General features: G+C 71.0%; 11 protein-coding genes and 1 tRNA gene. 5 read left to right on the top strand and 7 right to left on the bottom strand.

The genetic code is table 11. From position 1 onward, the window contains the following. Window positions 1–36: 36 nt before the first annotated feature. Window positions 37–333, bottom strand: a complete 297-nt coding sequence (locus H5965_RS09900) for a WhiB family transcriptional regulator (protein ID WP_310969217.1) — start codon at window positions 331–333, stop codon at window positions 37–39. A 345-nt stretch (window positions 334–678) separates the two neighbouring features. Here H5965_RS09900 and H5965_RS09905 point away from each other — a divergent pair, with 345 nt between their 5' ends. After that, window positions 679–2853, top strand: a complete 2175-nt coding sequence (locus H5965_RS09905; RefSeq protein ID WP_310969219.1) for a transglycosylase domain-containing protein — start codon at window positions 679–681, stop codon at window positions 2851–2853. 41 nt (window positions 2854–2894) lie between these two features. Here H5965_RS09905 and H5965_RS09910 read toward each other — a convergent pair whose 3' ends face one another. Next, window positions 2895–4595 (bottom strand): serine/threonine-protein kinase, encoded by a 1701-nt coding sequence (locus H5965_RS09910; RefSeq protein ID WP_310969220.1) that lies wholly within the window; start codon window positions 4593–4595, stop codon window positions 2895–2897. Window positions 4596–4752: 157 nt separating this feature from the next. Between H5965_RS09910 and H5965_RS09915 the strand changes: the two genes are divergently transcribed. Together H5965_RS09915 and H5965_RS09920 are read left to right on the top strand one after the other, a co-directional pair. Beyond that, a complete protein-coding gene (locus H5965_RS09915) occupies window positions 4753–5694 on the top strand; it encodes a metallophosphoesterase (RefSeq protein WP_310969680.1) in 942 nt (313 codons plus the stop codon). 29 nt (window positions 5695–5723) lie between these two features. Beyond that, a tRNA-Pro gene (locus tag H5965_RS09920) sits at window positions 5724–5797 on the top strand. Between the two features lie 141 nt (window positions 5798–5938). Here H5965_RS09920 and H5965_RS09925 read toward each other — a convergent pair. Next, the gene (locus H5965_RS09925) at window positions 5939–6712 is read right to left on the bottom strand and encodes a methyltransferase domain-containing protein (protein ID WP_310969221.1); all 774 of its coding nucleotides are present in this window, start codon (window positions 6710–6712) and stop codon (window positions 5939–5941) included. A 39-nt stretch (window positions 6713–6751) separates the two neighbouring features. Between H5965_RS09925 and H5965_RS09930 the strand changes: the two genes are divergently transcribed. Next, window positions 6752–8602 (top strand): prolyl oligopeptidase family serine peptidase, encoded by a 1851-nt coding sequence (locus tag H5965_RS09930; RefSeq protein ID WP_310969222.1) that lies wholly within the window; start codon window positions 6752–6754, stop codon window positions 8600–8602. Between the two features lie 38 nt (window positions 8603–8640). On the opposite strand, the gene H5965_RS09935 is transcribed toward H5965_RS09930, so the two are convergent. Together H5965_RS09935 and H5965_RS09940 are read right to left on the bottom strand one after the other, a co-directional pair. Next, complete coding sequence (locus H5965_RS09935) at window positions 8641–8826, bottom strand: tautomerase family protein (protein WP_086840847.1); 186 nt, start codon at window positions 8824–8826, stop codon at window positions 8641–8643. Between the two features lie 10 nt (window positions 8827–8836). Further along, a complete protein-coding gene (locus H5965_RS09940; RefSeq protein ID WP_310969224.1) occupies window positions 8837–9463 on the bottom strand; it encodes a TIGR03085 family metal-binding protein in 627 nt (208 codons plus the stop codon). A gap of 73 nt (window positions 9464–9536) precedes the next feature. Here H5965_RS09940 and H5965_RS09945 point away from each other — a divergent pair, with 73 nt between their 5' ends. Beyond that, the gene (locus H5965_RS09945) at window positions 9537–10598 is read left to right on the top strand and encodes an NADH:flavin oxidoreductase/NADH oxidase (protein ID WP_310969225.1); all 1062 of its coding nucleotides are present in this window, start codon (window positions 9537–9539) and stop codon (window positions 10596–10598) included. On the opposite strand, the gene H5965_RS09950 is transcribed toward H5965_RS09945, so the two are convergent. After that, entirely contained in the window at window positions 10595–11983 is a 1389-nt protein-coding gene (locus tag H5965_RS09950) for a glutamate decarboxylase (RefSeq protein ID WP_310969227.1), read from the bottom strand. The two genes, H5965_RS09945 and H5965_RS09950, sit on opposite strands and share 4 nt — an antisense overlap. Before the next feature lie 73 nt (window positions 11984–12056). Beyond that, window positions 12057–12533 (bottom strand): Dps family protein, encoded by a 477-nt coding sequence (locus H5965_RS09955; RefSeq protein ID WP_176174268.1) that lies wholly within the window; start codon window positions 12531–12533, stop codon window positions 12057–12059. Between the last annotated feature and the right edge of the window lie 6 nt (window positions 12534–12539).

Genomic DNA, 12539 nt, shown 5'->3' on the forward strand with positions numbered 1-12539 from the left:
GGCGCGGCAGCAGGACCGCGCCACCCGCAGCCCGGCTCAGCCGACCGAGACGCGTTCCTCCGCGTCCCGCTTGGCCGCTTCGAGCAGGTCGGCCCAGCTCTCCACGTCGGGACGGCGGCGCAGCAGGGCCCGCCGTTCCCGTTCGGTCATGCCACCCCAGACGCCGAAGTTGATCCGGCCGTCGAGCGCTTCGGCGAGGCATTCCGTGCGGACCGGGCAGCCCATGCAGACGGCTTTCGCCCGGTTCTGCTCCGCACCCCGGACGAACAGGCCGTCCGGATCGGCGTCCCGGCAGGACGCGTTGATTCGCCAGCTCGACTGGTTGGTTTCCATACCCCCAGCTCCCTACCCTGGTGATCGACGCACCAGCGGGGAAAGGCACTGCGCTCCCTTGCCCCCGCGAGCGTGTCTCCCTCAGCTCACGTCGGTTACCCGGGCACCTCCCCGGTGCCGGTGCCGCCGTTCGGACCAGGCGAGCTCCCACCCGCGTTGATCCATCCGACGGCTTGTCTTCGTGAGACGTTGACGGACTGTAGGGGCCGTCGGTTCCCCCCGTCGAGACCCAGAATGCCTTCCGTTACCAGTTGTCACCGAAGGGGGGCTGTTTTGTCACTGATTTCACACCTTCGGAGACACGGCGTCACCGGCGCCTGATCCGTTCCGGGTAGCCTGGCCCTCGTGCGAAAAGCGGATGGTTTGTTCAAGCTCATCGGCCTCTGTCTGCTCGCGGGGGTGCTCGTCGCCGGCATGCTCTTCCCCGTCGTGGGGGCGGCCGGCGTCATGTCGAACCAGGCGAGCGAGACGGTGGAGAAGACTTCCTCCGACCTCGCGGACATCCCGCCGCCGCTGGTGACGACGGTCACCGACAGCACCGGCAAGCCCATCGCGACCCTCTACAGCCAGTACCGGCTGCCGATCACCGAGAACCAGATCAACGAGGCCATGAAGTGGGCCCTGGTTTCGGTCGAGGACAAGCGGTTCTACGAGCACCACGGGGTCGACTGGCAGGGCACGCTGCGCGCGGCCGTCAGCAACAGCACCGGCGCCGACACCCAGGGCGCCTCGACGCTGACCCAGCAGCTCACCAAGAACTACCTGATCAACGTCGTCTACCGGAACGACCCGATCGGCCAGAAGAAGGCCCAGGAGCAGTCGATCTCGCGCAAGCTCAAGGAAGCGCGGATCGCGATCAACCTCGAGACGAAGCTGAGCAAGCAGCAGATCCTGGCCAACTACCTCAACATCGTCGAATTCTCCCGGCAGATCTTCGGGATCGGCGCGGCGGCGCACGCGTACTTCGACACGACGCCGGAGAAGCTCACCGTGCCGCAGGCCGCACTGCTGGCCGGCCTGGTGAACAACCCGATCAACAACGACCCGTGGAACCACCCGGACAAGGCCACCGCGCGCCGTAACCTGGTGCTCGACCGGATGGTCGACAACAAGAAGCTGGCGAAGGCCGACGCGGACCGCTTCAAGGGTGAGCCGCTGGGCGTGGTCGCGGACGGCCCGAAGAAGCCGCCGGCCAACTGCATCGGCGCCGGCCCGGAGGCCGGGTTCTTCTGCCAGTACGTCGAGGACTACCTCCTCAAGGCCGGCGGGATGACGAAGGACCAGCTCTACTCCGGCGGCTACACGATCAAGAGCACGCTGGACGAGCGCGCCAACCACGAGGCGAAGGTCTCGGCGGAGGCGCAGGTCAAGAAGACCCAGCCGTACATCGCGAACACGCTGTCGCTGATCAAACCGGGCAAGGACCGGCACGAAGTGGTGGCGCTGGCGGCGAACCGCGACTACGGGCAGAACCAGGACGCCGGGCAGACGACGTATGCGCTGCCCGCGGGTGTCTACAACACCGGTGGTGCGGGGTCGACGTACAAGATCTTCACCACGGCGGCGGCGCTGGAGAAGGGCGTCGCCGGCATCTTCACACCGGTGCAGGTGCCCGAAAACTACATCTCGCACGTGTTCACCGGTGGCGCGAAGACCTGTCCGAAGACCGGCCCGCCGGCCAATTCGAACTGGTACTGCGTCGGCAACGCCGGTGACTACAGCCGCATCGCCGAGGGCGCGACGATCCAGACCGCGCTGGCGACGTCGCCGAACACCACGTTCGTCGAGCTCGAAGACCGGCTCGGCAGCACGGCCCCCGGCATCGACATGGCCAGGCGGCTGGGCATGCGCGACACGATGGCGAGCAACATCGGCGGCGGCACCGTCGACCCGAAGGCCGAATCGGAAGCGAAGCGGCTGAGCCAGGCCGAGTACTACGGCCCGCGCGGGGCCAACCCCGGCTTCGGCGCGTTCACGCTGGGCTTCAGCCCGCTGAGCGGCCTGGAGCTCGGCAACGTGGCGGCGACGATCCTCTCCGGCGGCGTCTGGTGCCCGCCGACGCCGATCAGCGCGGTCACCGACCGCAACGGGAAACCGGTGCCGATCAAGGAAGCGCCCTGCGAGCAGGCCGTGCCCGAGCCACTGGCGAACACGCTCGCGGTGGGCATGAGCAAGGACGACCAGCCGGGCGGCACGTCGTTCCAGGCGGCCAGCGGCGTCGGCTGGAACCGCCCGATGATCGGCAAGACGGGCACCACCCAGGGCAACGTCTCGGCGACGTTCGTCGGCGGCACCCCGCAGCTGGCGGGCGCGGCGATGACGTTCAAGTTCGGCGGCGGCCAGGGCGGTATCTGCGACGCCGGCCCGGGCAACGTCCGCGTGTGCCCGACCGGCACCATCTTCGGTGGCCGGTCACCGGCCCGGACGTGGTTCGGCGCGATGAAGAACATCATGGAGGGGCAGCCGACGATGGACCTGCCCCAACCGGATCCGAAGTACATGGGCGGCGGCGCCCGCTGAAAGCCGGAGGGCCCCGCGGACGTCGCGGGGCCCTCCGGCTTTCAGCTCTGCGGCATCTCCGACAGGATTTCCGTGTTCCACCACTGGTAGAGCTTGTCGAGGTCGTCGTTCGTGGTGACCTTCGTGGACAGCAGGATGCCCGCCACGAGGTTCTTCTTCTCCGTCCACACCAGCTGGGCCGGGTCGCCCAGGAAGCAGGTCAGGTACTCGCCCGGGACCGGGTTGGGGACCTCCGCCCGGTAGTACGTGCCCCAGATCTTGGGGTACTTCTCCGGGCGGCACGCGCCTTGGGCGTCGTTGCGGGTGAGACCTTGGGCCTTCACGATGTTCTGGAAGAACGCGTCCATCGCCGCGGCGTCGGCGAAGCGGAGGAAGCGCGCACCGGTCGGCTCCGCGAACCAGACGTTGCCGATCCGGACGTCGCCGACCGTCGAACCGCCGCACTCGACCGCCGCCACCGCTCCGGCGGGCGCCGCCGCGTCGGTGCACGTCCGGTAGATCGGCGGCACCGCGGCGGCCAGGCGGTCGTCGTGCGCCGGCTTCGCTTCCGAAGACTTCGGGGATTCCGAAGTGGACGATTGCCCGGTCGAGGTTTCCGACGGCGGTGCCGACGTTTCGCCGGTGATCGAGGGATCCGTCGGGCCGGGACCGCCCGTCTGGGTCGTCCGGTCCCGCGTGACGACGTACGTGATCACCAGCGCCACCACGACGACGCCCGCCAGCACCGCGCACAGCGCGATCCACCGGTTCCGCTGCGGCTTCGGGGGCTTCGCGGCCGGCCCGGCCACCCGCGGAGGCCCGGTGAACGGGCCCGGGCCCGGGTGCGGCGCGGTCGGGAGCGGCATCGGCCGTGGCGGGGTCGTCGGCGCCGGGGCGGCGTGCGCCACGAAGCCCGGCAACGTCTTCTGCCACGTCGGGATCGGCGGGGCCGGTGCGGTGAGGGCCGCCCGGACGGCGTCGGCGAACGCCCCCGCCGTCGGGTACCGGTCGGCCGGGTTCTTCGCCATGCCGCGCGCCAGCACGGCGTCGAGGGCCGGCGGGAGCCCCGGCCGCGCCCGCGAAAGCACCGGCGGCGGCGCGGTCAGGTGCGCGCCCATCTGCGCGGCCGCGCCCTCCGCCGGGAACGGGCGGTGGCCGGTCAGGCACTCGAAGAACACGCACGCCAGCGCGTAGACGTCGACGAGACCGGTGATCGGCGCGTCGCCGAAGCGTTCCGGCGCCATGTAGTCGAGGGTGCCGATCACGTTGCCGGTGCCGGTGATCGACGTCCCTTCCGCCGTCATCGACCGGGCGATGCCGAAGTCCACCAGGTACACGAAGTCCGCGCTCGTCACGAGCACGTTCGACGGCTTGACGTCGCGGTGCACGAGGCCGTCCACGTGAGCGGCGTCGAGCGCCCCCGCGACCTGCGTCACGATCCCGGCGGCCCGCGCGGGGTCGAGCGGGCCGTCGGCCAGCACTTCCTTCAGGTCACGGCCTTCGACGAGCCGCATGTCGAGGTACAGGCGGCCGTCGATCTCGCCGTAAGCGTGGATCGGGATCACGTGCGGCTCCCGCAGCCGCGCGACGATCTGCGACTCGCGCCGGAACCGCGCGCGGAAGGCTTCGTCGGTGACGAAGGGCTCGGACAACAGCTTCAGCGCGACGACGCGGTCGTGCGCGGTGTCGTACACGCGGTGGACCTCGCCCATGCCGCCGCGGCCGAGCAGGCCTTCGATCCGGTACGGCCCGAACTGCTCCATCGTTCTCCCCAAGCCCCCCGGCCTGTTTCCCGTCTTCGGGCCGACGCAAATGCTAAGCGCCAGGTTCCCCGTAACGGCGGCGAAGTCATCCAACTGTTGAGCACGTATCCTGGAGTTTGTGAGCACGCTCAGTAACACACGCACGTCGGGGGCGACGGTGGCGCGCCTCGCCGCGGGGACGGTGGCGCTCGGCGCCGCGACCCTCGGTTACGCCGTCGGGATCGAACGGCGCCGCTGGACCCTCCGCACCGCCGAACTGCCGGTGCTGGCGCCCGGTTCGCGGCCGTTCACCATCCTGCACGTCTCGGACCTGCACATGCTGCCCGGTCACCACAGCAAGCAGCGCTGGGTCGCCGCGCTCGACGAGCTGAACCCGGACCTGGTCGTCAACACCGGCGACAACCTGTCGCACCGGACGGCCGTCCCGGCGGTGCTGCGCGCGCTGGGCCCGCTGCTCGACCGGCCGGGTGTGTTCGTCTTCGGCAGCAACGACTACTACGCGCCCAAGCCGAAGAACCCGGCCCGCTACCTGATGCCGCAGGGCAAGAAGAAGCGCATCCACGGCGTCCAGCTGCCGTGGCGCGACCTGCGCGCGGCGTTCGTCGAGCACGGCTGGACCGACCTCACGCACGTCCGCCGCACGATCGACGTCGGCGGGCAGCGGGTGTTCGCGGCCGGCGTCGACGACCCGCACCTGCGCCGCGACCGCTACGCCGACATCGCGGGCCCGGCCGACAGCGGCGCGGCCGTCCGCCTGGGCGTGACGCACTCGCCGGAGCCGCGGGTGCTCGACACGTTCGCCACGGACGGTTACGACCTCGTCCTGGCCGGCCACACCCACGGCGGCCAGCTCCGGCTGCCGGGTTACGGCGCGATCGTCACCAACTGTGACCTGGATCGCAGCCGGGCCCGCGGCGCCTCCCGGTGGGGGGCGCACATGTGGCTGCACGTCTCGGCCGGCTTGGGGACGTCGCCGTGGGCGCCGGCCCGGTTCGCCTGCCCGCCGGAGGCGAGCCTGTTGACGCTGGTCCCGCGCGGATCGGGGTCGTCCGAGCCCCATAAGTCGGCCCCCCGCAAAGCCCGCGACAGCGTCCGCTAGACTTCTCCACGACCCGTTAAGCAGTACCTCGGGGTGTGGCGCAGCTTGGTAGCGTGCCTCGTTCGGGTCGAGGAGGTCGTGGGTTCAAATCCCGCCACCCCGACGAGATGGTCCTTGGGGGCCGCGTGTTCGCAAATTGCGCGAACCTACGCGGCCCCCTCGGTATTTTCTGGGGGTCGAACCCCCAGACCCCCGCCAGGGGGCTTCGCCGCCCTGGACCCCCTGCGCGGCCGCGCGTTCTCGTTCACTTTCGCGTGGCCGTCACCTCGACCCAGCATTGGCTGAAATCCCCGTCACCGCCGCGCGTCCACATCCACGCCGAACGGGCCGCGCTGGCCAGCTGGTCGCGGTCGCGCGCGTACGCCGGGTCCGCGATCGCCGCGTCCAGCCGCGACTCCACGTACTTCGCCAGGTCGCGATAGCTCATGTCCTCGCGGTACTTCGCCCGCGAAGCCACCTCCGTGAACCCCGCCCGGACGCACTCCTCCGCGATGTGGCGGCCCGCGAACGGGTTGCCGCCCGCGCGGCGGCGCAGGAGGTAGTGGCCTCTCAGCGCGGCGTCGACGTTCGCCGTCTTCGGCCGCAGACGTGCCTTGCTCCAGTCCGATGTGGACAACGCCAGCCTGCCGCCGGGGCGGAGTACCCGGCGCAACTCGGCCAGCGCGTCCGCCGGAGCGGCGAGGTGCTCGAACAGCGCGTGCGAGAAAGCCACGTCCACGCTGCCGGAAGCGAACGGCAGGTCGTACGCCGACCCGACCACGAAGTCCACTGTGGACCTTCCGGCCCGGCGGGCCGCCTCGCGGGCGAGCACCACCTGGCCCGCGTCGCGGTCGACGCCGGTCACCCGGGACTCCGCGGCCAGGCCCAGGGTGATCGAGCCGGGACCGCAGCCCAGGTCGACCACCCACATGCCCGGCCGGAACAGGGGCTGGGCGAACGTCGCGCGCTCCGCCGCCGTGCGCGCCGCCATCATCGACACCGCGTCTCGCCCGTAGCCCGGCGCGTAACCCTCCAGCACCTCGCACACAGTACGGCCAGAAGGTGGCAGGATCGAGGGGTGAGCACGCAGTCAGCCAACCAATATCCGCCCGCGGTGGTCCCGGACCGGCTGTTCGACGACGCCGAAGCCGAAGCCCGCTGGCGGGCCCGCTTCCACGCCCCGCGCATCTCCGTGCCCGAGTGGGCCCGCGACGCCCCCGACGCATGCGTCTACGTCTCCAACGCCAGCGGCGTCTGGGAGGTCTACGCCTGGAACCGCGCGACGGACGAGCACCGCCGCGTCACCGACCGGCCCAACGGCACCCTGCACTCGACGCCGTCCCCGGACGGCGAGTGGATCTGGTGGTTCGACGACACCGACGGCGACGAGTTCGGCTCCTGGGTCCGCGAGCCGTTCGCGGCGACCGAGGGCAGCAAGCCGGAGAAGGCCGTCCCGGACGTCCACGACGGCTATCCGGCCGGCCTCGAGATCGGCACCCGGCTCGTCGCGGTCGGCGTCTCGACCGACGACGGCAGCGAGCTGTTCGCCCGGATCGGCGGCGAGACGCGCCGGTTCTACAGCCACCCGGACGACGCCGGCATCGCCTCCCTTTCCCGCGACGAGAGCCTGATCGCGATCTCGCACTCCGAGCACGGCGACTCGCGCCACCCCGCGCTGCGGGTGCTCGCGACCGACGGGTTCGAGGCCGTCGCGGACAAGTGGGACGGCGAAGGCAAGGGCCTCTCCGCCCTCGAATTCTCGCCACTGCCCGGCGACCAGCGGCTGCTGGTGCTGCACGAGCGCCGCGGCCGTGAGGAGCTGCTCGTCTGGGACGTCCGGACCGACACCGAGACGGAGATCGAACTGGACCTGCCCGGCGAGGTCGTCGCGGGCTGGTACCCGGACGCACGCGCCCTGCTGGTCGTCCACTTCCACGAGGGCCGCAGTTCGTTGTACCGCTACGACCTCGACACGGCGGAGTTGTCCTCAGTGGACACTCCGGCCGGCCGGATCGGCGGCGCGGGCGTCCGCCCGGACGGCACGGTCGAGTACTCGTGGTCCAGTGCCGCCGAGCCGACCGCGGTCCGGGCCCGGACCACCGACGGCACCGACGCGATCCTCCTGGAACCGCCGGGTGAGCGGGCACCGGGCTCGGAGCCGGTGACCGACGCGTTCGTCGAAGGCGTCGGCGGGCGGATCCACGCGCTCGTCTCCCGGCCTTCGGGCGCGCCGGACGGGCCGCTGCCCACGGTGTTCTCCCTGCACGGTGGCCCGCACGCGGCGGACGAGGACCGCTTCTCCGCCTACCGCGCGACCTGGCTCGACGCCGGGTTCGCCGTGGTCGAGGTCAACTACCGCGGCTCGACCGGCTACGGCTCGGCCTGGCGCGACGCCATCGAGGGCCGTCCCGGGCTGACCGAGCTCGAGGACGTCGCCGCGGTCCACGACTGGGCCGTCCAAACCGGACTCAGCGACCCGGCGAAGTGCGTCGTGAACGGCGCTTCGTGGGGCGGCTACCTGTCCCTGCTCGCGCTCGGCACGCAGCCGACGCGGTGGGCGGCGGGCGTCGCCGGGGTGCCGGTGGCGGATTACGTCGCCGCGTACGAGGACGAGATGGAGCAGCTGCGCTCGTTCGACCGCGCGCTCTTCGGCGGTTCGCCGGAGGACGTGCCCGCGGTGTACCGCGAGTGCTCGCCGATCACGTACGTCGACGCCGTGACGGCGCCGGTGCTCGTGCTGGCCGGCGACAACGACCCGCGCTGCCCGATCCGCCAGATCGAGAACTACCTCGACCGCCTCGGCGGCCGCGAGCTGCACCACGAGTTCTACCGCTACGACGCGGGCCACGGCTCGCTGGTGATCGCGGAGACGATCAAGCAGACCGCGATCGAGGTCCACTTCGCGCTGCGGGCCCTCGGCCTGCGCTGACGTCCTCGCCGGGAGGCCGGTCCGGTCTCCCGGCGAGGTCAGCGTTCGGAGTACAGGACGCCGCCGGAAGCCCAGTGGTCGGCGCCGATCTCGACCAGCGTCACCTGGACACCCTCGGGCTTGCCGCCGCAGGTGCGGACGAAGGCGTCGGTCAGCTCGCGGACCAAGGCGCTCTTCTGGGCCGGCGTGCGACCGGGGAACATGGCAACGCTGATCATCGGCATGAGTGGCAGCTTAAAGCCCCCGGTTCACCGTCTGAAGCTTGGTGACGGCGGCCGCGTCACCCTCGAAGTCCAGGTGAACGGCGTCGCGGCCGAAGACGAACAGCAGCAGGTCGACCGGCTCCCCGACGACGGTCACCGGATCGGGCCCGGTCTTGACGGCGGCTTCGCGGCCGTCCTTCGTGCGCAGCGTCACGCCGACGGGTGACTTGCGGAGGTTCAGCTTGGCGGCCTGCTTCGCCGACTTCCAGGCGGCGGCGTCCCGGGTGGGGTCCGCGGGCCGCGGCGCCCAGCCGTCCTGCGCGCGCCGGACGTCCTCGTGGTGGACGAGGAATTCGGCGGTGTTGGTGAGCTCTTCGAGCGGGCCGATCGCGGTGGGCCAGAACTTCGACGGCCCCCGCCGCACCTGCTCGACCAGGTTCGCCCACGGCTTGGCGGCGTAGCGGTCCTGGACCTTCTGCGTGTACCCGGCCAGAGCGGGCACGACGATCCCGGGAGCGGCATCGGGCCGGTGCTCCCGCACGACGAGGTGCGCGGCGAGGTCCCGCGTGGTCCAGCCGTCGCACAAGGTCGGCGCGTCGGGCCCGAGTTCATCGAAGAGGGCGCTCAAGGCCCGGCGTTCGTCAGCAGCGACACCCATGTGGTCGACGTTACCCGCCGGTAGACGCCGTGGCGACGGGAAGAGACGCCTGGCACGTGTCGTTGCTCTTGAGGTGAGCCGACTCTTCAGCCCGATCACCGTCCGGGGACTGACGCTGCCCAACCGCGCTTGGGTGTCGCCGATGTGCCAGTACTCCGCCACCGACGGCCTACCCGGCGACTGGCACCTCGTGCACCTCGGCCAGTTCGCCGCCGGCGGCGCGGGGCTGGTTCTGACCGAGGCGACCGCGGTGACGCCCGAAGGCCGGATCAGCCCGCAGGACACCGGCATCTGGACCGACGCGCAGGCCGAAGCGTGGCGCCGGATCGTGGGCTTCGTCCACGGCCAGGACACCGCCATCGGCATCCAGCTCGCCCACGCCGGCCGCAAGGGCTCGACCCGGCGGCCGTGGGAAGGCCAGGGCAGCGTCCCGCCCGAAGAGGGCGGCTGGCAGAGCGTCGGAGCGGACGCACAGCCCTTCGGGGGTTACGCTCCCGCGCGGCCGCTGAGCACCGACGAGGTCGCTGCGCTGCCGGAAGCCTTCGCGCAGGCGGCCCGGCGAGCCGTCGACGCCGGCTTCGACCTCATCGAGCTGCACTTCGCGCACGGGTATCTGGTGCACCAGTTCCTGTCGCCGCTGTCGAACACCCGCACCGACCGCTACGGCGGCGACTTCGACGGCCGCACCCGGCTCGCGCTGGAGATCGCGGACGCGGTGCGCGCGACCACGGACGTCCCGCTGTTCGCCCGCCTTTCGGCGACGGACTGGACCGAGGGAGGCTGGACCGTCGAAGACTCCGTCCGCCTCGCGAAGCTGCTCGCCGAACGCGGCGTCGACTTCATCGACGCGTCGAGCGGCGGCAACACCCCGCACCCGGACATCCCGGTCGGCCCGGGCTACCAGGTGCCGTTCGCCGAGCGCATCCGCACCGACGCCGGCCTGCCGACCGGCGCGGTCGGCATGATCACCGACCCACACCAGGCGGAGCAGATCATCGCCGGCGACCAGGCGGACGCGGTGTTCCTGGCCCGAGCCCTGCTGCGCGACCCGCACTGGCCACTGCGCGCGGCGAACACACTCGGCGCGGACGTGCGGTGGCCCGACCAGTACGCCCGCGCCAAGTCCTGGCACTAGTGGTGGAACGCGGTCGCCTTAGCCGGGTCCTTCGGGCGGCCGCCCAGCTCCTCCAGCTCCGGCAACACCCGCTTCAGGTCCGCCAGCAGCAGGTCCGCCAGGTCGTGCGTGAAGCCGTTGCGGACCACGATCCGCAGCACCGCCAGGTCCGTGCGGTTCTCCGGGAACGTATACGCCGGCACCAGCCAGCCGCGCTCGCGCAGCCTTCGGGACACGTCGAAGACGTCGAACCCCGTGTCCGGGCGGGTCGTGAATGCGAACACCGGCAGCTGGTCGCCGCGCGTCAGCAGCGAAAACGGGCCCAGTGACTCGATCCCCGAAGACAGGTGCAGGGCGACGTCACGGGAAGCCTGCTGGACCGCCTGGAAGCCGGAGCGACCCAGCCGGACGAACGTGTAGTACTGGGCCGCGACCTCGGCGCCCGGGCGGGAGAAGTTCAGCGCGAACGTCGGCATGTCGCCGCCCAGGTAGTTCACGTTGAACACCAGCTCGGACGGCAGCGCGGCCTTGTCGCGCCAGAGCACCCAGCCGACGCCCGGGTACACCAGGCCGTACTTGTGGCCGGACGTGTTGATCGACGCCACGCGCGGCAGGCGGAAGTCCCACTCCAGGTCCGGGTCGAGGAACGGGGCGATCATCGCGCCCGAGGCGCCGTCGACGTGCACCGGGATGTCCCAGCCCGTGCGGTCGGCAAGGGCGTCCAGCGCCGCCGCGATCTCCGCGACCGGCTCGTAGCTGCCGTCGAACGTCGAGCCGAGGATGGCGACCACGCCGATCGTGTTCTCGTCACAGCGCGCCACCGCCTCGTCGGCCGTCAGGTGGTACCGGTCGCCCTCCATCGGGACCAGTCGTGGCTCGACTTCCCAGTACTCACAGAACTTTTCCCAGCAGACCTGGACGTTCGCCCCCATCACCAGGTTCGGCTTCCCGCTCCGGCCGAGGCGGGCCCAGCGCCGCTTCAGCGCCATCCCGGCGAGCATGCAGGCCTCCGACGAACCGGTCGTCGAGCAGCCCATGACGACCGCGGGATCCGGCGCGTGCCACAGGTCGGCGAGGATGTTCACGCAGCGCCGCTCGAGCTCGGCCGTCTGCGGGTACTCGTCCTTGTCGATCATGTTCTTGTCGACGCACTCGGCCATCAGCTCGCGCGCCTGCGGCTCCATCCACGTCGTGACGAACGTGGCGAGGTTGAGCCGCGCGTTGCCGTCCAGCATCAGCTCGTCGCGCACCAGCTGCAGCGCGGTGTCCGGCGGCAGCGGGTCTTCGCGCAGCTTGTCGTGCGGCATGACGAAACCCGCCGCCAGTGCCGGGTTCGTCCCGGCGTAGAACGGATTCGTCCCGCCCGCGCGGTCCGGGCGATCGGCGTTCCCCTGATGCAAGACCATGCCACCGAACGTACTGGCCCGCACCGACGAAAAAGGGCCGCTCCGTCCGGAACGGCCCTTTCGTGGCGGAAAATCAGGCCTGCTGGGCCTGCCACATCCAGTGCGCCTCTTCCAGCGCCCGGGTGATCTCGATCAGCAGGTCCTGCGTGACGAGGTCGCTCTTGTCGGTCTCGTCGATGCGCTGGCGCAGCCGCTCGATCAGCGCCGCGAGGATGTCGACGATCGCGGCGACCGTGGACTCGACCGACTGCCAGTTGTCCGGGTACTCGGGCACGCCCGAGCTCTCGACGACGGTCTTCGCCTTGCCGTTCGGCGAGATGCCGATGGCGTTGGCGCGCTCGGCGACCTCGTCGACGTACTGGCGCGCGGTGTTCACCAGCTCGTCGAGCTGCAGGTGCGCACTGCGGAAGTTCGACCCGACGACGTTCCAGTGCGCCTGCTTGGCGATGAGGGACAGGTCGACCAGGTCGACCAGCGTCGCCTGCAGGGCGTTGCCGGTGATCTCCTTGTCGGCCTCGGAAAGCGGGCTCTTGATCGGAGACTTGCTCATCTCTGG

The sequence above is a fragment of the Amycolatopsis sp. 505 genome (assembly GCF_031625235.1).
Classification (GTDB): domain Bacteria; phylum Actinomycetota; class Actinomycetes; order Mycobacteriales; family Pseudonocardiaceae; genus Amycolatopsis.